This is a genomic window from Streptomyces sp. NPDC058221 (assembly GCF_042882365.1).
Taxonomy (GTDB): Bacteria; Actinomycetota; Actinomycetes; order Streptomycetales; family Streptomycetaceae; genus Streptomyces.
Map to the genome: position 1 here is coordinate 1 of NZ_JBHVWF010000023.1, position 19,631 is coordinate 19,631.

The following is a 19,631-nucleotide window of genomic DNA, read 5'->3' on the forward strand; positions in this document are numbered from 1 at the left end:
CGGGGCCACCAGGGTCAACCCTGGTGACCCCGTGCCCCAACGCTCGATCAGACGCCCCGCACAAAGAGAGTCCAGGCGCTCCGCTCCGTGAAGCGGGCCGTGCCCAGCTCGACACTCAAGGGCCCGTCCTAGAAGTAGTGCTTTCGTCCTCCGACCTTGCGCCCGGTTGCACCGAGGATCCACAGGACGGCGCCGACAACGATGAGTACACCGCCGATGGTCGTCAGCAGTCCCATGCCGACGAGCAGGCCGATTATGAGCAGAATTACACCCAGTAGGATCATGTCAGTTCCTATCCTAAATTCTATTGGCACGTATGAAATCCGCTGTGCAGCAACCTAGCCGCACTCGGACAGGTTCAGTCTGGCTGGATTCTGAATGGACAGCTGCCAGGATGCTGGCCTGTCCGAACGTGTGCCCTGCGGATTCGACTTCACACACGACTTTCCTGAATTAAACGAGGACAGGGGTGAGGGGCGTCGGTAAGTCGGTCTCTCGGGTGGCCCCCGCCTGGAGCGCAGCGCCCTCTCCGACCAGGTCTGACCGGGTGGGGGGTTCACCCATCTGCAACTACAACGTGGCTTCCCCGTCGCCCCCAGTCCCCGGTGGGTACGGATCAGCCACACATGATTGGAATCCGAGCCGAGGGGCAGGCGACGTTCTGATCGTTCTGGGAGCACGTCACTGAATTTGGGTGAGGCCGTTGCGGATTGCGATGATTTTCGATCGCGGACCGCGAAGCGTTTCTGATGAGGAGACGCATATGAGTGAGAACATCTGGGCGACACGGTGGCCGAGCCTGAACGACGCGGAGGGTCCGACACGGAACGCCAGGAGCGCCGTTCTCCTACCTCGGGCTCACCGCAGGCGCGTCGCCCGTCGCATCCTCCGCCGGGGCCTCGCCGAACCGGGCCAGGGCCAGCGCACCCGCCACCGCCACCGCGAAGCCCGTGACCGCAAGCCAACCGAGCCCCTCGCGGGTACGGTCCCCGAGCCAGATCACGCCCACCAGCGCGGGCCCGATCGTCTCGCCCAGGACCATTCCGGCGGTCGCCGTCGTCACCGAACCACGTTGCAGCGCCGAGGTGAGCAACAGGAACGCCGAACCGCCGCCCACCAGCAGTGCGTACACGGCAGGGTTGGCCACCAGCGCGGACGGCGACACATCGTCGATCAGCCGGACAGCGACCTCCACCACTCCGAATCCGCATCCCGCGCCGAGCCCCAGCACCAGGGCGCGTGCCCGCTCCGGCAGTCGCCCGGCCAGCGTGCCGACCAGCAGGATGCCGAGGGCGATCCCGAGCATCGACCAGCGCAGCGCATCCGATCCGCTCAGATGCCCCTCACCGCCGGAGGCCAGCCCCAGCATGCCGAGGCCCGCGCAGACGACGGCGACAGCTGTCCACTCGGTGGCGCTCAGCCGTACCTGGAGGAGGCGGGCGGCAACGACGGCGGTCACGGCGAGACTCGCGGCCAGGGCCGCCCCCACCGCGTAGATGGGCAGGGAGCGCAGGGCGATGATCTGGAGAACGAATCCGAGGCCGTCGAGGGCGAGTCCGGCGATGTAGCGCCACTGCCGCAGGGCCCGCAGCAGCAGCGCCGGATCGACCCCCGCACCGGCCCCCGGCTCGGCTGCGGCCCGCGCGGCGACGGCCTGGAGAACGGAGGCCGTACCGAAGCAGACCGCGGAACCGAGCGCGCAGATCATCCCCAAGAGCACAACGGGGACTCTACTGGGGAGCGCGAGCGCGAGTGAGGTACCGCGGGGCCGGGTGTCAGCCGCGCAGGACCTCGCGGAGCTGATCCAGGCCCCAGTCCAGGTCTTCTTTGCTGATCACCAGCGGCGGGGCGATCCGGATCGTCGAACCGTGAGTGTCCTTCACCAGCACCCGGCGATCCATCAGCTTCTCGGAGATCTCCCGGCCCGTGCCGTGGCCGGGATCGATGTCGACGCCCGCCCAGAGCCCGCGCCCCCGCACCGTCTCCACCGCGCCGCCGCCCACCAGCAACCCCAGCTCCTGATGAAGGTGATCGCCCAACTCCGTGGCCCGCTGCTGGAATTCACCGGTGCGCAGCATCGCGATCACCTCCAGCGCGACCGTGCAGGCCAGGGGATTGCCGCCGAACGTCGAACCGTGCTCGCCGGGCCGGTAGACCCCCAGCACCGCAGCCGACGAGACCACGGCCGACACCGGCACCACTCCGCCTCCCAGGGCCTTGCCGAGCACATACATGTCCGGCACGACGCCCTCGTGCTCACAGGCGAAGGTCTTTCCGGTCCGGCCCAGGCCCGACTGGATCTCGTCCGCGATGAACAGCACGTTCCGCTCGCGGGTCAGCTCCCGGACACCGGCGAGATAGCCGGGCGGCGGCACCAGGACCCCCGCCTCGCCCTGGATCGGCTCCAGCAGCACGGCCACGGTGTTCTCGGTCATCGCCGCCCGCAGCGAGGTCAGATCCCCGTACGGCACGATCTCGAACCCCGGTGTGTACGGGCCGAAGTCCGCGCGGGCCTCCGGGTCCGTGGAGAAGCTGACAATGGTCGTCGTGCGGCCGTGGAAGTTGTTGGCGGCGACGATGATCTTCGCCATCCCGTCCGGGACGCCCTTGACCCGGTAGCCCCACTTGCGGGCCGTCTTCACCGCGGTCTCCACGGCCTCCGCCCCGGTGTTCATGGGAAGCACCATCTCCATGCCGCACAACTCGGCGAGCTGCGTACAGAACTCGGCGAACCGGTCGTGATGGAAGGCCCGTGAGGTGAGCGTCACCCGCTCCAGCTGGGCCTTGGCGGCGTCGATCAGACGCCGGTTGCCGTGGCCGAAGTTGAGTGCCGAGTAGCCGGCGAGCATGTCGAGGTAGCGCCGTCCCTCGACATCGGTCATCCAGGCGCCGTCCGCCGAGGCGACGACGACGGGCAGCGGATGGTAGTTGTGCGCGCTGTGCGCCTCGGCGGAGGCGATGGCGGTTTCCGTGGTCGACACGGGGTCTCCGTTCGTCGTGCGGCGTGGGCATGGGTGGTGCCCACTTTGTATCGTCGGTCGGATCCCCCACGAGGAAACCTTCACTTCCCGGCGCGCCCGCGATTTCCTTTCAGGGCGTGGTTCGTGCGTGAGTCCGGCGAGGAGTCCCGGACCGCTCTCTCAGGGATCGATCAGTTGCTGACGCGGTCCGGTCCCGGAAGCCTGGCCGCCCGCTCCGGGCCAACCGCCCCGCCGCCGCGTCCACCACTGCCCGCCCATCACGAGCGCCCCGCCCGCCGCCATCCCGGGTATCGCCCACCACCAGCCATCGGCCTCGGACGGGCCGTGGCCACCGGAGGCGGAGGAAGGAGCGGACGAAGCGGCGGTCGCGGCGCCTCGACCGCCCTGTGCCGGGTAGGCGGCGGTGTCCTCCCATTCCCGGGGGAACAGCGCCGTGTATCCCGCCTTGTTGCTCCGCTCTCCCAGCAGTCCGAGATCGGTGAAGAGAGCGATCAGCTCCTTGGGCTTCGCCGCTCGGTGCCAGTACCCGCGGTAGGTCGTGGGCATCTCCGTGGCCGTGTGTATCCATACGGTGTCCGGGCTGTCGCCGGGGAACACGCGGTCCACCCTGGCCGGTGTGATGTCGAGGGCCATCCAGGTGATGTTGATCTGTCTGGTCCCCACCGCCTCGTCCAGGCTCGGTGGGCGCTCCATGGTCCCTCGGCCGGACGGACCGAGGAGACGGCCCAGCTCGTCGAAGCGCTTGGCAGTGACCGGCAGCGCGGTCGTGCGGCCGGTGTCGGGTGAAGTGACCAGCATGCTCGTCGGACCGCCCGCCGACGCGCTCGGGGCCAGGATCAGGCCGAGCCCCAGCGCGGCCGTCAGCACGGCCGTCAGCCCGGCCGCCCATCGTGAGAACCGGCCCATCAGCTGTCGCATGACGCCCCCAGTCATTCTTGATCATCCCTGCCGGTGTGGCTCGCCCGCACCGCGTCACCTCTGATACACCGCTCGGCGCGCGCGGGTTCCCCTTTCGGGCCTGCCGAGTCAATGTGCGTTTCGAGCCCGCCGAGTCAATGCGTGGAGCCGGCGATCTCCAGCGCACGGTCCGGCGACGACACGCCCTCCAGCCGCAGCGTCACCCGGCCGTCTTCCACCCACAACAGCGTCGGCCCGGCCGTGCGCTGCGATCGCGTCCACCGCGTGCCGTCCGTGGTGACCATGCCGAAGCGGAGGACATGCGGACGCGCGAACCAGAGCCCGTCCACCTCGTCCCCTTCCTCGCCCCCGTGACCGTCGCCGTCCGACACCTTCAGCCACTCCGGCTGCTCGCGGACCTGCTTGGTGAAGTACGGATCGAGGGCCGAGGCGAACTCGTCGAGCCGTATCGTCCGCCCGTCCTCCCGCCAGCACAGCGTGACCATGGAACGGTCCTCCGGCAGCCGGGTCACGGAGATCGCGGCGGGCACGCCCAGCGTCGTCGGCACCACCGGCCGGAAGCCCGCCCGGCGCGCCGCCTCCGCCGCCGTCACCGGGGCGTCGCAGCCGGGCACGGGGGAGCCGGGCCCGGCCGCGGCCGGGCCCGACGGGTCGTACCGCACTTCGACCCCGCCGAAGTCGAACCAGTCCGCGACCGCCGCCCGCACCGGGGGTGTCAGCACGAGCACCACCAGCAGCCCCGAGAGCGCGGCCGACAGCAGCCGGGCCCGGCGGCGCATCCACCCCCGGACCCGCTCCGCCCGCCCGGGATCCACGGGCACCGGCACCGGGACCGCCTCGGCGACGATCTGTGCCAGCACGCGCTCGGCCATCGTCGGCCCGTCGCACCCCGGAACCTCCAGGCCGCGCCCCAGCGCCCGCAGCTCCGCCCGCAGCCCGGCCCGGTCGTCGCCGCGCTCCGGGCGGTCCCTCGGCCCGCGCTCATCCATGTCCCTCACCTCCGCCCTCTTCGCGTGGGCCACCGTCGCCGAACGGGCCGAGCGGCCCCAGCGAGCCGAGGCTCTTCTCCAGCTTCTTCAGCGCGCGGTTCAGCCGGGACTTCACCGTCCCCCGCGGCCAGCCCAGCGTCCGGGCCGTCTCCGCCTCGTCCATCTCCAGCAGATACCGACAGCCGACCACCTGGCGCTGCTCCTCGCCCAGCGTGTCCAGCGCCGCTATCAGCAGCGCCCGCCGCTCCTCCGCCAGCGCGGCCGCCGCCGGATCCGCCGCGTCCGGTATCAGCGGATCGGCCTCCCGCAGCGTGGCCTCGCGGCCGGCCACCGCCCGCAGCCGTCCCGCCGAGCGGACGGTGTTCCTCGTCTCGTTGACCACGATCCGCAGCAGCCACGGCCGGAACGCGGCGTCCTCGCGGAAGCTCCCGAGCGCCCGGTAGGCCTTGAAGAAGGCGGACTGCACCACATCCTCGGCGTCCGCACCCGCACCGAAGGCGACCGCCGCACGTATCGCCACACCCGTGTGGGCGCGCACCAGCGACGCGTACGCCTCTGTGTCCCCGGCGCGCACGCGAGCGATCACCGCAGCGTCGGAACCGCCCCCGGCCGGCCGCCGGAGCCGCTGCTCGTACTGCTGTTCAGGTCGCAGTCCGGACTGTTGCCCATCCCGTCCCCCAGCAGGCGCGAAAGAGCGGTCCACACCCTCGTCGTCGACGGCACGGCCCCCCTTCCGGCCCGTCTGCAGGGCCCCCTCCCGAGTCCTCACACCTTTCATACACCGGCTGCCCGAGATCGGTTCCGTACCTGAGACAATGACTTCCATGGCCTCTGAACGTCCCCGTGTGCTTTCCGGAATCCAGCCCACCGCAGGCTCGTTCCACCTCGGCAACTACCTCGGCGCGGTCCGCCAGTGGGTGGCCCTGCAGGAGTCCCACGACGCCTTTTACATGGTGGTCGACCTGCACGCGATCACGGTCCCGCAGGACCCCGCGCAACTGCGTGCCAACACCCGGCTCGCCGTTGCCCAGCTGCTTGCCGCCGGGGTCGACCCGGACCGCTGCACGCTCTTCGTCCAGAGCCATGTACCCGAGCACGCCCAGCTCGGCTGGGTCATGAACTGCCTGGCCGGATTCGGTGAGGCGTCCCGGATGACGCAGTTCAAGGACAAGTCCGGCAAGCAGGGCACCGACCGCACCACGGTCGGGCTGTTCACCTATCCGATGCTGATGGTCGCGGACATCCTGCTCTACCAGGCCGACGAGGTCCCGGTGGGCGAGGACCAGCGCCAGCACCTGGAGCTGACCCGCAACCTCGCGGAGCGGTTCAACGGCACCTACGGCGACACCTTCACCGTGCCGGACCCGTACATCCTCAAGGAGACCGGGAAGATCTACGACCTCCAGGACCCGTCCGCGAAGATGAGCAAGTCGACGGCGAATCCCAAGGGTCTGATCAACCTCCTCGACGAGCCGAAGGTCACCGCCAAGAAGGTGAAGAGCGCGGTCACCGACACCGACACGGTGATCCGCTTCGACCAGGCCGAGAAGCCGGGTGTCAGCAATCTGCTGAGCATCTACTCCACCCTCACCGGCACCTCTGTCCCGGATCTGGAGCAGAAGTACGAGGGCAAGGGCTACGGTGCGTTGAAGACCGATCTCGCTGAGGTGATGGTCGATTTCGTCACACCGTTCCGGACCCGCACCCAGGAATATCTCGACGACACCGAGACGCTGGACTCCATCCTGGCCAAGGGTGCGGAGAAGGCCAGGGCCGTCGCCGCCGAGACCCTGGCGCGGACCTATGACCGAATGGGCCTTCTGCCCGCGAAGCACTGAGTCCAAGGACCCTGGCGGTACCGCCTGCACAGGCGGCACACTGGCGACGTGAAGCTTGCGGCCGGCAGTGGCTGAAAACAGACCATCGAGGATTGAGGAGAACGACGTGGGGACCGTAACGCTCGGCGTTTCGATCGCGGTCCCGGAGCCCTACGGCAGCCTGCTCCAGGAGCGGCGCGCGAGCTTCGGGGACCCTGCCGCACCTGGCATTCCCACCCACGTCACCCTTCTCCCGCCGACCGAGGCGGAGGCGGCCGCCCTGCCCGCGATCGAGGCGCACCTCGCCGGGATCGCGGCCGGCGGCCGCCCCTTCCCGATGCGGCTGTCCGGCACGGGCACGTTCCGTCCGCTCTCGCCGGTCGTCTTCGTCCAGGTCGTCGAGGGTGCCTCGGCCTGCTCCTGGCTGCAGAAGCGGGTCCGGGACGCCTCCGGCCCGCTGGTGCGTGAGCTCCAGTTCCCGTACCACCCGCATGTCACCGTGGCGCACGGCATCAGCGAAGAGGCGATGGACCGGGCGTACGCGGAGCTCGGCGACTACGAGGCGTCCTGGACCTGCGGTTCCTTCGCGCTGTACGAGCAGGGCCCCGACAGCGTCTGGCGCAAGATCAACGAGTTCCCGTTCGATGTGGGCGGTGGAGCCCCCGCCCTGCCCGCGCAGAGCGGCCGGCCGGTGGACGCGCCCTCGCTCCGCCCCTGAGGACAGGGGCCCCGGGCCCGCCGTCCCTCAGACCGGCATGCGCCGGAACAGCGGCCGCGGCACATGCCGCAGCGCCGACATCACGGCCCGTAGCGCCCCCGGCACCCACACCGTCTCCGAGCGCCGCCGCAGACCCGTCACGATCGCGGCCGCGACCGCGTCCGGCGTGGTCACGAGAGGCGTCCGGGTGAACGGGATCGTCGCGAGCGGCGCCCCGGCCCCCGTGTCCTCCTGCGCCTCCGCGCCGGCCCCTGCCGTCCCGGCCGGCCGTACGAGACCGGGGCGGACGACCATCACATGCACGCCCGTGCCGTGCAGCGCGTCCCCGAGCCCCTGCGCGAACGCGTCGAGGCCGGCCTTGCTCGATCCGTAGATGAAGTCCGCGCGCCGGGCGCGCTCACCGGCCACCGACGACAGCACCACCAGCGAGCCGTGGCCCTGCGCCTGAAGTGCGCCGGCGCACACCAGCCCGGCCGAGACGGCTCCCGTGTAGTTCGTCTGGGCGACCCGGACCGCCGAGAGGGGCTCCTCCTCGTCGCGCTCCTGGTCGCCGGGGATACCGAACGCGAGCAGCACCATGTCGATGTCGCCCTCGGTGAAGATCTTGCCGAGGGCGGTCTCGTGGGAGTCGGTGTCCAGGGCGTCGAAGTCGACGGTACGGACGTACGCGCCCCGTCCTCGCAGTTCGGATGCGGCCGACTCCAGAGCGGGGGAGGGGCGGCCGGCCAGCCAGACCGTCCTGGTACGGCAGGCGATCAGGCGGCGTGCGGTGGCGAGCCCGATCTCCGATGTGCCGCCGAGGACGAGCAAGGACTGCGGGGCACCGAAGGCATCCTTCACGGAAACGCTCCTTACAGAAGGCGGAAGTCAGAGTCGTAGGAAGCAAAGCGGGGCAGCGGCTGCCCGGGTGGGGGTCATTCAGAGCGACAGGCGCCGCGAGAGATCCGACCGGAACGCCCCGTCCGGGTCCAACTCGGCCCGCAGGGCACGGAATTCACCCAGCCGCGGATACATCGTGGCCAGCGCGTCCGGGCGCAGCCGGGAGTCGTTCGTCAGGCAGACCCGGCCGCCGGCGGCCGCCACCTCCTCGTCCAGGCCGTCGAGGAAGCGGGCCAGTCCCGGCAGTGCGGCCGGCAGATCGAGGGCCAGGGACCAGCCGGGCACCGGGAAGGACAGCCAGCCGGGATCGCCCTCGCCGAACCGTCTGAGCGAGGCGAGGAACGACGGACAGCGCCGCCGGGAGATCTGCCGGACGATCCGGTGCAGCGTCTCCTCCTGCCCGTGCCCGACGACGAACTCGTAGTTCACGAAGCCGCCTCTGCCGTGGATGCGGTTCCAGTGCGGCACGGCGTCCAGCGGGTGGAAGAAGGCCGGGATCCGCTGGAGTTCACCGGTACGGGACCGGGGCGCGCGGCGGTACCGGAGTTCGGCCAGGGCAGCGGCGGAGACCCGGCCGAGCAGCCCGCCGGGGAGGAGGTCCCCGACGAGCGAGTGGGCGGCCGGCAGCGGGGCGGAGCGGAGGGCGAGTGGTGTGCGCCGGGCGTGCGCCGGTAGCGCATCCAAGGGCGCATGCTCCCCCCGGGTGAGGACGGCCCGGCCCGTCGCCCGGCCGCGGGCGGTCAGATCGATCCAGGCGGAGGTGTAACGGTGGTGGTGGCCGCCCGTGGCGAAACGGGCCATCAGATCGTCGAGATCGGTGGCCCGTTCGGTGTCGACCGACATCAGGGACGTCGCGACGGGGTCCAGCCGGAGCGTGGCCGAGAGGATCACTCCGGTCAGGCCCATGCCGCCCGCGGTCGCGTCGAAGAGCGGGGTGCCCGGCCGGACGGTGCGGACCTCACCGCCGGCGGTGAGCAGTTCGAACTCCGTGACGTGCCGGGAGAAGGAGCCCGCCGCGCGGTGATTGTGGCCGTGGACGTCGGAGCCGATCGCGCCGCCCACCGTGATGTGCCGGGTGCCGGGCGACACCGGCACGAACCAGCCGAGCGGAAGCAGCACTTCCAGCAGCCGGTGCAGGCTCACCCCCGCCTCGCACCTCACGACACCGGTGCCGGCGTCGAAGGCGCGGATCCGGTCCAGCGCCGTCATGTCGAGGACGGAACCCCCCGCGTTCTGCGCCGCGTCGCCATGCGCCCGGCCCAGGCCGCGCGCGATCGAGCCACGGGGTCCGCAGCCGCGTACCGTCGCCGCCGCCTCCTCGTAACTACGGGGGCGAAAGCGCAGCGCGGTCGTCGGGGCGGTACGGCCCCAGCCGGTCAGGGACACGGTGTCGACAGACATGAGGGTGACCGTATCGCCCGAGAAAACACCTTTGAGGGATTTGTTACAACACTCACCGAAATGGGTGATTGAAAGGGTGTCATCTCCTACGCGGCCGGCCGGACGCCGGTTTTCGGCGGCGGGGAGGGTAGTCGTACCTCATGGACTGGCTGAAAAAACTCCCTGTCATCGGGCCGCTCGTCTCCCGGCTGATGGAGACGCACGCCTGGCGCAGTTACGAGACGCTGGTACGGGTCCACTGGGCGAGGCTCGCCGCGGCGATCACGTTCCTCAGCTTTCTGGCCCTCTTCCCACTGATCGCGGTCGGCGCGGCGATCGGCGCGGCGCTGCTCTCCGACAAGCAGCTGGACAAGATCGAGGGCAAGATCGCCGACCAGGTGCCCGGCATCTCCGATCAGCTGGGCATCGACAATCTGGTGGCGCACGCGGGGACGGTCGGGCTGGTGGCTGGTGCGCTGCTGCTCTTCACCGGCATCGGCTGGGTCGGTTCGATGCGGGACTGCCTGCGCGCGGTCTGGGAGATGGACGATCTGGACGAGGGCAACCCGGTCATCCGCAAGCTCAAGGACGCCGGAGTGCTGCTCGGCCTGGGCGGGGCGGCCCTGGTGACCCTGGCGATCTCCTCGGTCGGCTCCGTCGCCGTCGGCTGGATCGCCGATCTGCTCAACATTCCGGAAAACGGCGCGGGCGGGGTGCTGCTGCGGATCGCCGCTCTGCTGGTCGGGGTGGTCGCCGACTTCCTGCTGCTGCTCTACCTGCTGACCCTGCTGCCCGGCGTCGAGCCGCCGCGGCGCCGGCTGGTGGTGGCCTCACTCGTCGGCGCGGTCGGCTTCGAGCTGCTCAAGCTGCTGCTCGGCAGCTATATGAAGGGCGTCGCGTCGAAGAGCATGTACGGCGCGTTCGGTGTGCCGATCGCCCTGCTGCTGTGGATCAACTTCACCGCGAAACTGCTGCTGTTCTGCGCCGCCTGGACGGCTACGCGGAGCAAGGACGCCGAGGAAGCGCAGGCGGTGGAAGACGACCGGGCGGGTGGTGACAGGGCCCGGGAGGACCAGGTCGGCGACGGCCGGGCCCGGGGCGCGGGAGCCCCGGGCGGCCGGGTCAGCGGCGAGGAAGGCGGCGCACCAGGTCCGGCAGCGGCCAGCGCCGGTTGACCAGGAACGCGGCCCCGGCCAGCAGCACCAGCACCCCGCCGACGATGCCGAGTGCCACCCCGACCCCGCCGGAGCCGCTCGCGGCGGCGGCCTTCGTGGCCTCGGCCGGCCCGTGCTTGCCCTTGCTCGCGGCCGGTCCGTCGGCCTCGGCGCCCTTGCCGTTGTTGGTCACCGCGGACTTCGGGGGGACGAGCTCACCGACCGGTGTGACCTTGCCGCTGGCGCTGAAGCCCCAGTCGAGCAGGCTCGAGGCCTCGTCGTAGACGGCGTTCGACTCGTCGGACGACGGGTTCATGACGGTGACGAGCAGCACCTTGCCGTTGCGCTCGGCGACGCTGGTGAGGGTGTTGCCCGCGTGCGTCGTATAGCCGTTCTTGACGCCCGCGACGCCCTTGTACGGGGTCACGCCGTCGGCCCCGGTGAGCAGCCGGTCGGTGTTCTGGATGCCGAAGCTCTCGCGCTTCTTGCCCTTCTCCTTCGCCCCGGGGAACTCCGCCGTGGCGGTCGAGCAGTACTCGCGGAAGTCCGCGTTCTGCAGCCCGCTGCGGGCGAACAGCGTGAGGTCGTAGGCGCTGGAAACCTGGTTGGGGGCGTCGTAGCCGTCGGGCGACACGACGTGGGTGTCCAGGGCCTGGAGCTCCTCGGCGTGCGCCTGCATGTCGCGGACGGTCTTGGGGACACCGCCGTGCATCGCTGCCAGCACATGCACCGCGTCGTTGCCGGAACGCAGGAAGACCCCGAGCCACAGATCGTGCACCGTGTAGCTGAGGTCTTCCTTGATGCCGACCAGGCTGCTGCCCTCGCCCATGTCGGCGAGATCCTCGTCCTTCACCGTGTACTCGCGGGTCTTCGGCTGCAGGGCCGGGTCCGGCATCACGGTGTCCGCGAAGAGCATCTTCAGCGTGGAGGCCGGGGGCAGCCGCCAGTGCGGATTGTGGGAGGCGAGCACCTCACCGCTCTCGGCGTCCGAGACCATCCAGGATCTGCCGGTCAGACCCTTGGGCAGGACCGGGGCGCCGGGGCCGAGATTGACCTGGGTGCCGGTCCGGCCCAGCTGGTCGCCGCCGACCTGCGACATGGCGGCGGGCGGCTTCGGTGCGTCGTCGGAGGTGTCCTTGTCCGCCGCCGAGGCAGGGCTGACGGCGAAAGTGGACAGCAAAGCGGCAGAGGTGACCGCCAGTGCGGTCTTCTTGAGAGCTGACACGGTCAAAAACGTACATGCAGTTGATGTGAAAATAGGCACCGACGGTATGACCCGCCGTGTGTACCGCCAGGACAGCCCACCCCGGGCGAGCCGGGCGGAGCGGGGCGGAGATACTGAGTCCATGAAGCTCAGCCGCCCCGTCTCCTGGTTCCTGCTCGCTTTCGGGGTGTGGAGCTGGTTCATCTGGATCACTTTCGTCAAGAACCTGTGGAAGGACGGCAGCGGTCTCGCCTTCGACGACGCCGGTGACCCTACTGCGTACTTCTGGGTGCATCTGCTGCTCGCCATCACGTCCTTTCTCCTGGGGACGGCGGTTGGCGTGATCGGGTTCCGTGGCGTCAGGGCCTTGCGCAGCCGGACCTCGTAGCGACCCGGCACCTCGTACGGACCGAATGCGGACAAACAGGGCGGGGTGGCGCACGTGGCGGTCATGGGATTCGCACTGCTGGCGATCGTGGTGCTCGCCCTGCTCGTTGCTGTGCACCGCTATGTATGGCGCCGTTTCGTCGGTGACACGACGACGCCGGGCAGCCCGCTGCGCCGGGCGGGCACGGTCGCGGCGTACGTCCTGCCGCTCCTGAGCGTCGGCGCCCTGGCTTCCGGCCGTACGAGCGCACCCTTCTGGTTCCAGCGGGTGCTGGCCTGGCCGGGCTACCTGTGGCTGGCCGCGCTGCTGTATCTGACGCTGGCTCTGCTGGTGGGCGAGGCGGTACGGCCGCTGCTGCGCAGGCTGCTCGCGCACCGTGCGACGGCGGCGGGAACCGGGGCCGGGGCCGGGCCGGATGGAGCGCGGACGGGCGGGGGCGGCCCCGCCGCAGGTACCCCCACCCTCGACTCCGACTCCGACTCCGACTCCGATGCCGGCATCGGGACGGCCGCCCCGCCCGCAATCCCGTCCTCGGCCGGCTCGCCCTCGCGCCGGCTCTTCGTCGCACGGGCCGTGGGCGGCGCCGCCGCGGTCGCCGGGCTCGGCACGGTCGGCTACGGCACCTATGGAGTGCTGCGCGGCCCGCGGGTCAAGCGCGTCACCATCCCGCTCGCCCGGCTGCCCCGCTCCGCGCACGGCTTCCGGATCGCGGTCGTCAGTGATATCCACCTGGGTCCGATCCTGGGCCGGGCGCACACCCAGCGCGTCGTCGACACGGTCAACCGGACCCAGCCCGATCTGATCGCGGTCGTCGGAGACCTGGTCGACGGATCGGTGGCCGATCTGGGTCCGGCCGCCGAGCCGCTCGCGCAACTGCGTTCCCGGCACGGCTCGTTCTTTGTCACCGGCAACCACGAGTACTACTCCGGTGCGGCTCAATGGATCGACCACGTAAGGGAATTGGGGCTGCATCCGCTGGAGAATGCGCGGGTGGAGATCGACGGTTTCGATCTGGCCGGGGTCAATGACATCGGGGGTGAGAGCGAAGGGCAGGGCCCCGACTTCGACCGGGCCCTGGGCGACCGGGACCGGTCGCGCGCGGCCGTCCTCATGGCCCATCAGCCCGTCCTCATCGACGAGGCCGTCGCGCACGGCGTCGACCTGCAGCTCTCCGGGCACACCCACGGTGGCCAGCTCTGGCCGGGCAACTACATCGCGGAACTCTCCAACCCCACAGTGGCCGGGCTCGAACGCTACGGCGACACCCAGCTGTACGTCACCCGCGGCGCGGGTGCCTGGGGTCCGCCCGTGCGGGTCGGCGCCCCCTCCGACATCACCGTCGTCGAACTCGCCTCCAGGCAGGCCTAAGGGCTGTCCGATCAGCCGTGGGGCGAATTCGGTGACCGGTTATCAACCCTCTGTATCCGGCTATCCGTCCAAGGTTTCAAGTAGCGAACAAAAGGCTGTGAGCCTCAGTTTTTCTCTTCCAGATGTGAAAATCGTGTGATTGGGTGAGCATGAACGTGCGGTGATCTGCGTATCTGAGCGCGACGCCGAGGTGGGGCTGTTAAGGGAGAGCACGGCAATGCGGTCGATCCGACTACGGATTCTCGCGATTCTCGCGGTTTTGGTCATCGCAGGCGTCGGCGCCTGGCAGTTGCTTCCCTCGGACGGGGACAAGAAGGAACCGGTCCGGGTCGGGACGACCGACGAGGTGACCTCGCTCGACCCGGCGGGCGCCTACGACGCCGGCTCCTGGGCGATGTACAGCAACGTCTACCAGTCGCTCATGACGTTCAAGTCCGGGGCGATCGTGCCCGAGCCGGACGCGGCCGAGAGCTGCGGCTTCATCGGCGGCAAGCTCCAGACGTACCAGTGCAAGCTCCGCGACGACCTGTCGTTCTCCAACGGCCGGAAGATCACCGCCGAGGACGTCAAGTACTCCTTCGAGCGCATGCTCAAGATCAAGACGGACGTCGGTCCTTCGGTGCTGTTCCCCAGCCTGAAGAACGTGGTGACCGAGGGCCGGACGATCACCTTCAACCTCTCCTCGCGCGATGCGACCTTCCCGCAGAAGCTCGCCACCGGGGCCGGTTCGATTGTCGACCGTGAGACCTACTCGGAGCACAAGCTGCGGGACGACGGCCAGGTCAGCGGCTCCGGCCCGTACGTGCTCAAGTCGTACGAGCCGGGCGTCAGCGCCGAGCTGGTACCGAACTCCAAGTACAAGGGCGCGCTGAAGGATACCGGCGGTCCGGTCACCGTGCGCTACTACAAGGAGTCCAGCGAGCTCCTGGCCGCCTGGAAGTCGGGCAAGGTCGATGTCACGCACCGTCAGCTCCCGCCGTCCACGCTCGCCGAGCTGAACCCCGGCGACGCCGACCAGCGAGTCACCGAGGCGGACAGCGCGGAGATCCGCAACCTCGTCTTCAACGTCCGCGACGGCTCCCCGCTCCACGACAAGCGGGTCCGGCAGGCCATCGCGGCGATCATCGACCGCGCGCCGCTGGTGACCGACGTCTACAAGGGCACCGTCGAACCGCTCTACTCGCTGATCCCGCAGGGCTACATCGGGCACAGCACCCCGTTCTTCGACGCCTACCCCGCGCCCGATCCCAAGCGCGCCAAGCAGCTGATGCAGGAAGCGGGCGTGCAACTGCCGCTGCACATCACCTTCGCCTACCGCGCCGACGACGCGTACACGGCGGAGACCACGGAGATCCGCCGTCAGCTGGAGGCGGACGGGCTGTTCAAGGTCAAGGTCAAGCCCGTGGAGTGGAAGGCGTTCCAGAAGGGGTACGCGGCCGGCGAGTACGACGCGTACACCGTCGGCTGGCTCCCCGACTACCCGGACCCCGACACCTTCAGCCAGCCGCTCGTCGGCCGCGACACCAGCCTTCACAACGGCTACACGAGCAAGAAGATGGACCAGCTGATCAGCTCCACGCTGCAGTACAGCGACCGCAGCCGCACCTCGGCGGACTTCAAGGACCTCCAGAGGCTGGTCGGCGAGGACGTACCGCTCGTGCCGCTGTGGCAGAAGAAGGACTACGTCGTCGCCAAGCCCGACGTCGCCGGGTCGCAGTACCTCTCCGACGGCACCGGCATCTGGCGGCTGTGGGAACTCGGCTGGATCTGACAGACCGCCACCGCGCTTCACGGAGTTTCACCGAGCGGCCGTCCCGGCACCATGGGGCGGCCGCTCGGCCGTGGCCGGCGCCGTCATGCGGACATGGTCATGCGGTCGCGGTCATGCCGTGGTGAGCATGCCGTCGTGGTCGTACGGCCGTGGTCAGTGCGGCCGGCCCGCGGCCCGCTCCGCCACTCCGGGCAGGAACTCCTCCAGCACTTCGTGGACCTGGCGCACGAGCGGCCGCAGCACCCGGAACCGGGACAGCGCGACGGCCCGCGCGATGATCGGGGCGGTGCGCTCGACGAGACGGCGACTGCGTTCGGCGTCGTCCGTCCGGTCGTAGACCCAGTAGAGGACCAGGCCCATCTGGTTCAGCCACATCAGCTGCGGCAGCAGCTCGGCCAGCTCCGGGTCGACCTTGGTGCCGGAGCCCGACAGGCAGCGCCGGTGAATGGAGATCGCCGCGTCGCGCGCCGCGAAGGAGTCCTTGGAGAACGGACTGAGCGGGCTCTCCGGATCGGCGGCGTTCTTGAAGAACTGGGCCGCGAAGCGGTGGTACGGCTCCGCCACGTCCAGCCAGCCGAGAAGGACCCCGCGGATGCGCACCGCGAGGTCCTTGTCTCCGGCCAGAACCGGCTGGACCGCCGCCTCGTGTTCGGCGGCGATCCGGTCGTAGAAGCCCTGGACGAGATGTTCCTTGGACGAGAAGTAGTAGTACGCGTTCCCGGTGGAGACCCCGGCCTCCTGGGCGATGGCCCGCATCGTCGTCTTGTCGTAGCCGCGTTCCTGGAAGAGCCGGAGCGCGGTTTCGAGGATGACCGTGCGGGTCTGCTCGCTCTTGGGAGCCTTGACTTCCTTCACGTCCTTCTCTTCCTTCACCACGGTCCCGAGGGTATCCGGGATGGCCCCGCCCCTGGCTCCGGCCCCTCCGCCACGCACGCACCGCCCCCGTCCGCCCGGCAGGGCGCTGCCGTCAGGGAGCGGTACTTCGCGGCGGCGAGGACGGTCGCCCTGGCGAACGGCCGGCCGGCCGGCGTGGTCAGCCAGTGGGACTTCGGCCGGTGCTCGGCCAGCGCCCAGAGGCAGACGATCCACGCGGAGGTGGAGCGGTAGATCTGCCCCCCGTCACCGATCACCGTGATCTCCTCCAGCGTTCCGGCGTGGTCGAGCCCGGGGAAGAGGCGGTGCGCCTGCGCGGAGTCCGCCGGGACGAGGTCGAGCGGTATCAGCTGGCGCTGCCTCATCAGCCACTGCCGCAGATGGACGCAGAGCGGGCACTGTGCGTCGTAGAGCACGGTGAGCCGTTCGACGGACTGCCGCCGTCCACCGGTCCCGGGTCGCACGGCCGGCCCTCAGGCCTTGGTGGCGGGCGCGGTCCACGGCCCGGGGCCCGGAGTCGTCCACCCCTGCGGCGGTACGGGCGGTGTCTGCTCACGCTCCATCAGGCCCCGCCTGCGGATCTTGTTGAGCACATAGACGTTGCCCAGGTGCATGACCCCGAGGACGAGCAGGACGACGCCGACCTTGACCGAGAGTGCGTCGAAGAGTCCGCGGGCGTCGGTGACCCCGTCGGAGTTCTTCAGATAGAGGGTCACGAACCCCAGGTTGACCAGGTAGAAGCCGACCACCAGCAGGTGGTTGACGGCGTCGGCGAGCTTCTCGTTCCCGTGCAGCACATCGGCGAGGAACACCTTGCCGTTGCGGCTGAGCGTGCGGGCCACCCAGACCGTGAGCGCCACGCTGATGAGCAGGTAGATGACGTACGCGACAACAGTGAGGTCCATGCCCCACCCTCCCTTGAACGCGTTCAAATGCTGTTGTCATGGACTGTAGGCCTGTATTTGAACATGTTCAAGCCGGTGCCCCGGTGGAGCGCGACCGTACGGGCTACCCGGCAACGAAGTATTCGACCCTGAAGGACAGTTGAGGTCCGGCGTAGGCTGTGGGGCATGGAGCAACGGGACTGGACCGACGGACATGTGGAGCGGTGGAAGCCGGTCCTTCCGGAACTCGACCCGGACGTCGAGGGTGCGGTGACCCGGATGAAGAAGCTCTCCGTCCATCTGCGCCGGGTCCGGGAGCAGTCCCTGGTCGACTTCAGCCTGGACCGCCAGGAGTTCGACACCCTGCACAAGCTGGCAGGCCGCGGCGGCAAGGCCGCCCCCTCCGATCTCGCCGCCGATCTCGACCTCGCGCCGGCGTCCGTCACCGGCCGGCTGGACGCGCTGGAGCGCCGCGGGTACGTCCGCCGCAGGCCCTCCACCGCCGACCGACGGCGGGTGGACGTGGAGTTGACCGACGAGGGCCGTTCGACCTGGCTCGGTGCGATGGATTTCCTCGGCAACGAGGAGGGCCGGCTGATCTGCGTCCTCGACAAGGACGAACGCAGGCTGCTCAACGCCATGCTGCGGCGCATCATGGTGGTCGCCGAGGACCGGGGCGGCGCGGCCTGGTAGCGGCGGACGGGGAGGCAGGCCGGGAGCCCCGGACCTTCAGGAGCCGCGGACCCGCCGGTCGCCCCGCCCGTCCTGCCTGGCCCTCAGTGGCTTTCCCCGGAGTCCTCGGTTGCCTTGGCGTCCTGGGGCGGTGAGCCCTCGGCAGCGAGTCGTTGCAGTTCGGCGCGGAGTTCGTCCGGGCCGAGGGCCAGCAGTTCGCCGAGTGCCTCGTTCCATCCCTCGGCCGCCTGCTCCACCCCGGTCCGAAAGCTCCGCCGCAGCGGCCCGCCGGCCAGCAGCAGGGCGACCGCTGCGACCGGCCGCAACAGCCACCGCCCGCGCAGGGTCACGGCGACCTCGACGTGCCAGCGGCCGTCGTCGCCCCGGCGCGGCCGCAGATACAGCCGGGCCTCGCCCAGCCGGTGCTTCACCCGTGCCGTCGCCGGGGCGCGCGCCGCCGGCGGGGCCCCGGGCGGCAGCTGCGCGGCCGCCCACCACGCGGCCAGATCGATCCGCGCCTTCCCCGACGCGCTGTACATCGCGCCCCGGCCCCACATCCGCCCCTCGGCCTCCAGCAGCCGCGGCCGGTCCGGGCAGGCCAGACGAGCCGTCAACCGGGTGTTAACGTCGTTCGAGCTCAGCAGGTGTTCCACGGCGATCGAGCCGCCGCGCCGCCACTCGTGTATGCGCAGCGTCACCTTGTCCGTGGCGCCGGCCTCGGCGAGCTCGTACCGTGCACCGGCCCGCAGATGATGTCCGCCGACCAGCCGGACGTCCGCCACCGGCTGCCCGTCCGGCATGACGATCGCGTGGCCGTGGGCCCGGCTGGACTCGGCGACGTCGAGGAACAGGGTGGTCAGCTCGCCGAGCCGGGCAGGCTCCAGGGCGAGGACGGTGACGGCGTGCCGGAGAGCGGTCATGGTCCCGACTCCGTCAGAAGCTCAGCGAGCGGGCGGTGTTGAGCTGCGCCATCACCATCAGGAAGGTGTCCGGGCGCAGCGCCGGGATCATCGTCGAGTGGTGGCGGCCGGCACTGGTCACCGTGACCTGGATGAATCCGGTGGTCTTCTTCTCCTTCATCAGGAGGAAGAGCAGACCGACCAGACAGAGCAGGGCGAAGAGGATCGCGAGCACGATCGCGACCGTGGGGATCTTCTCCTCGGTGCGCGACATGTCCGTGGCCGTCCACACCGCGCCCTTGAGGGGCATCGTTCCGGACGGTGTGACGATCGAGTCGCCCATGACCGTGATGTCGCCGAACGACAGCACCGGCCCGCCGCCGCCCATCGGGGGCGGGCCCTGCTGCCCCGGGTACCCGTAACCCGGCATCGTCGGCTGACCGGCCGGGTAGCCGTAGCCGGGGCCCGGCCCGGTCGCGGATTCGGGGAGCGGCTGCGGGTAGCCGTAGACCGGGTTGCCCGGCCCCGGGTAGCCCTGGCCGTCCGGGACGGTGGGCGGGCCGCCCGGCTGCTGGGGAGGCCCCCACTTGTATGAGTCGTCCGCGTACGGATTCGGATCGCTCAACGTTCCCCGCTCTCGATGAAAACGCCCCGCGTGCCGTGCTGCACCGTGGGCGGCGAACCGGTGAGGGTTCCGCACGACGGTACCGTCACCGGCCGCACGCCGCAGCCAGGA

General features: G+C 70.1%; 21 protein-coding genes. 7 read left to right on the forward strand and 14 right to left on the reverse strand.

Annotation, left to right across the window (positions count from 1 at the left end; all coding sequences use genetic code 11):
* Window positions 1-128: 128 nt before the first annotated feature.
* The 6 genes from ACFVW8_RS10450 to ACFVW8_RS10475 all read right to left on the reverse strand — a co-directional run bounded on the left by ACFVW8_RS10450 (window position 129) and on the right by ACFVW8_RS10475 (window position 5,714).
* Window positions 129-284 carry a hypothetical protein gene (locus tag ACFVW8_RS10450; protein WP_106960449.1) on the reverse strand — a complete coding sequence of 52 codons (156 nt, stop codon included), beginning with the start codon at window positions 282-284 and terminating at the stop codon, window positions 129-131.
* 563 nt (window positions 285-847) lie between these two features.
* Window positions 848-1,708, reverse strand: a complete 861-nt coding sequence (locus tag ACFVW8_RS10455; RefSeq protein ID WP_389688303.1) for a hypothetical protein — start codon at window positions 1,706-1,708, stop codon at window positions 848-850.
* A gap of 67 nt (window positions 1,709-1,775) precedes the next feature.
* Window positions 1,776-2,981 (reverse strand): ornithine--oxo-acid transaminase, encoded by a 1,206-nt coding sequence (rocD, locus tag ACFVW8_RS10460; protein WP_389688175.1) that lies wholly within the window; start codon window positions 2,979-2,981, stop codon window positions 1,776-1,778.
* 159 nt (window positions 2,982-3,140) lie between these two features.
* Complete coding sequence (locus ACFVW8_RS10465; protein WP_389688177.1) at window positions 3,141-3,914, reverse strand: hypothetical protein; 774 nt, start codon at window positions 3,912-3,914, stop codon at window positions 3,141-3,143.
* 119 nt (window positions 3,915-4,033) lie between these two features.
* Complete coding sequence (locus ACFVW8_RS10470; RefSeq protein ID WP_389688179.1) at window positions 4,034-4,888, reverse strand: hypothetical protein; 855 nt, start codon at window positions 4,886-4,888, stop codon at window positions 4,034-4,036.
* On the reverse strand, window positions 4,881-5,714 hold the full coding sequence (locus ACFVW8_RS10475) for an RNA polymerase sigma factor (protein WP_389688181.1): 834 nt from the start codon (window positions 5,712-5,714) through the stop codon (window positions 4,881-4,883). The genes ACFVW8_RS10470 and ACFVW8_RS10475 overlap by 8 nt, the downstream gene beginning before the upstream one ends.
* On the opposite strand from ACFVW8_RS10475, the gene trpS reads away from it, so the two are divergent.
* Window positions 5,713-6,726: a tryptophan--tRNA ligase gene (gene trpS / locus ACFVW8_RS10480; protein ID WP_389688183.1), complete on the forward strand. Its 1,014-nt coding sequence runs from the start codon at window positions 5,713-5,715 to the stop codon at window positions 6,724-6,726. The genes ACFVW8_RS10475 and trpS overlap by 2 nt on opposite strands.
* Window positions 6,727-6,832: 106 nt before the next feature.
* Entirely contained in the window at window positions 6,833-7,423 is a 591-nt protein-coding gene (locus ACFVW8_RS10485) for a 2'-5' RNA ligase family protein (RefSeq protein ID WP_389688185.1), read from the forward strand.
* Between the two features lie 27 nt (window positions 7,424-7,450).
* Here ACFVW8_RS10485 and ACFVW8_RS10490 read toward each other — a convergent pair whose 3' ends face one another.
* Window positions 7,451-8,263: a decaprenylphospho-beta-D-erythro-pentofuranosid-2-ulose 2-reductase gene (locus ACFVW8_RS10490; RefSeq protein ID WP_389688187.1), complete on the reverse strand. Its 813-nt coding sequence runs from the start codon at window positions 8,261-8,263 to the stop codon at window positions 7,451-7,453.
* A gap of 78 nt (window positions 8,264-8,341) precedes the next feature.
* Window positions 8,342-9,703: an FAD-binding protein gene (locus tag ACFVW8_RS10495; protein ID WP_389688189.1), complete on the reverse strand. Its 1,362-nt coding sequence runs from the start codon at window positions 9,701-9,703 to the stop codon at window positions 8,342-8,344.
* Between the two features lie 140 nt (window positions 9,704-9,843).
* Between ACFVW8_RS10495 and ACFVW8_RS10500 the strand changes: the two genes are divergently transcribed.
* A complete protein-coding gene (locus tag ACFVW8_RS10500; protein WP_389688191.1) occupies window positions 9,844-10,857 on the forward strand; it encodes a YihY/virulence factor BrkB family protein in 1,014 nt (337 codons plus the stop codon).
* On the opposite strand, the gene ACFVW8_RS10505 is transcribed toward ACFVW8_RS10500, so the two are convergent.
* A complete protein-coding gene (locus tag ACFVW8_RS10505) occupies window positions 10,805-12,061 on the reverse strand; it encodes a D-alanyl-D-alanine carboxypeptidase family protein (protein WP_389688193.1) in 1,257 nt (418 codons plus the stop codon). The two genes, ACFVW8_RS10500 and ACFVW8_RS10505, sit on opposite strands and share 53 nt — an antisense overlap.
* A 121-nt stretch (window positions 12,062-12,182) precedes the next feature.
* Between ACFVW8_RS10505 and ACFVW8_RS10510 the strand changes: the two genes are divergently transcribed.
* The 3 genes from ACFVW8_RS10510 to ACFVW8_RS10520 all read left to right on the forward strand — a co-directional run bounded on the left by ACFVW8_RS10510 (window position 12,183) and on the right by ACFVW8_RS10520 (window position 15,567).
* A complete protein-coding gene (locus ACFVW8_RS10510; RefSeq protein ID WP_389688195.1) occupies window positions 12,183-12,428 on the forward strand; it encodes an SCO4848 family membrane protein in 246 nt (81 codons plus the stop codon).
* Between the two features lie 63 nt (window positions 12,429-12,491).
* Complete coding sequence (locus ACFVW8_RS10515; RefSeq protein ID WP_389688305.1) at window positions 12,492-13,796, forward strand: metallophosphoesterase; 1,305 nt, start codon at window positions 12,492-12,494, stop codon at window positions 13,794-13,796.
* Window positions 13,797-14,013: 217 nt separating this feature from the next.
* Window positions 14,014-15,567, forward strand: coding sequence for an ABC transporter substrate-binding protein (locus tag ACFVW8_RS10520; protein ID WP_389688197.1), 1,554 nt, complete (start codon window positions 14,014-14,016; stop codon window positions 15,565-15,567).
* 153 nt (window positions 15,568-15,720) lie between these two features.
* On the opposite strand, the gene ACFVW8_RS10525 is transcribed toward ACFVW8_RS10520, so the two are convergent.
* The 3 genes from ACFVW8_RS10525 to ACFVW8_RS10535 are packed head-to-tail and all read right to left on the reverse strand — an operon-like array spanning window position 15,721 to window position 17,345.
* Complete coding sequence (locus ACFVW8_RS10525; RefSeq protein ID WP_389688199.1) at window positions 15,721-16,443, reverse strand: TetR/AcrR family transcriptional regulator; 723 nt, start codon at window positions 16,441-16,443, stop codon at window positions 15,721-15,723.
* A complete protein-coding gene (locus ACFVW8_RS10530) occupies window positions 16,437-16,904 on the reverse strand; it encodes a thiol-disulfide oxidoreductase DCC family protein (protein ID WP_389688201.1) in 468 nt (155 codons plus the stop codon). Before ACFVW8_RS10530 ends, ACFVW8_RS10525 begins: the two co-directional genes overlap by 7 nt.
* Window positions 16,905-16,913: 9 nt before the next feature.
* Complete coding sequence (locus ACFVW8_RS10535; RefSeq protein ID WP_389688203.1) at window positions 16,914-17,345, reverse strand: hypothetical protein; 432 nt, start codon at window positions 17,343-17,345, stop codon at window positions 16,914-16,916.
* 165 nt (window positions 17,346-17,510) lie between these two features.
* On the opposite strand from ACFVW8_RS10535, the gene ACFVW8_RS10540 reads away from it, so the two are divergent.
* Window positions 17,511-18,017 carry a MarR family winged helix-turn-helix transcriptional regulator gene (locus ACFVW8_RS10540; protein ID WP_389688205.1) on the forward strand — a complete coding sequence of 169 codons (507 nt, stop codon included), beginning with the start codon at window positions 17,511-17,513 and terminating at the stop codon, window positions 18,015-18,017.
* Window positions 18,018-18,100: 83 nt separating this feature from the next.
* Here the strand turns inward: ACFVW8_RS10540 and ACFVW8_RS10545 are convergent, their stop codons facing one another.
* Together ACFVW8_RS10545 and ACFVW8_RS10550 are read right to left on the reverse strand one after the other, a co-directional pair.
* A complete protein-coding gene (locus ACFVW8_RS10545) occupies window positions 18,101-18,916 on the reverse strand; it encodes a hypothetical protein (protein WP_389688207.1) in 816 nt (271 codons plus the stop codon).
* A 13-nt stretch (window positions 18,917-18,929) separates the two neighbouring features.
* On the reverse strand, window positions 18,930-19,520 hold the full coding sequence (locus ACFVW8_RS10550) for a hypothetical protein (protein ID WP_389688209.1): 591 nt from the start codon (window positions 19,518-19,520) through the stop codon (window positions 18,930-18,932).
* Window positions 19,521-19,631 lie beyond the last annotated feature (111 nt).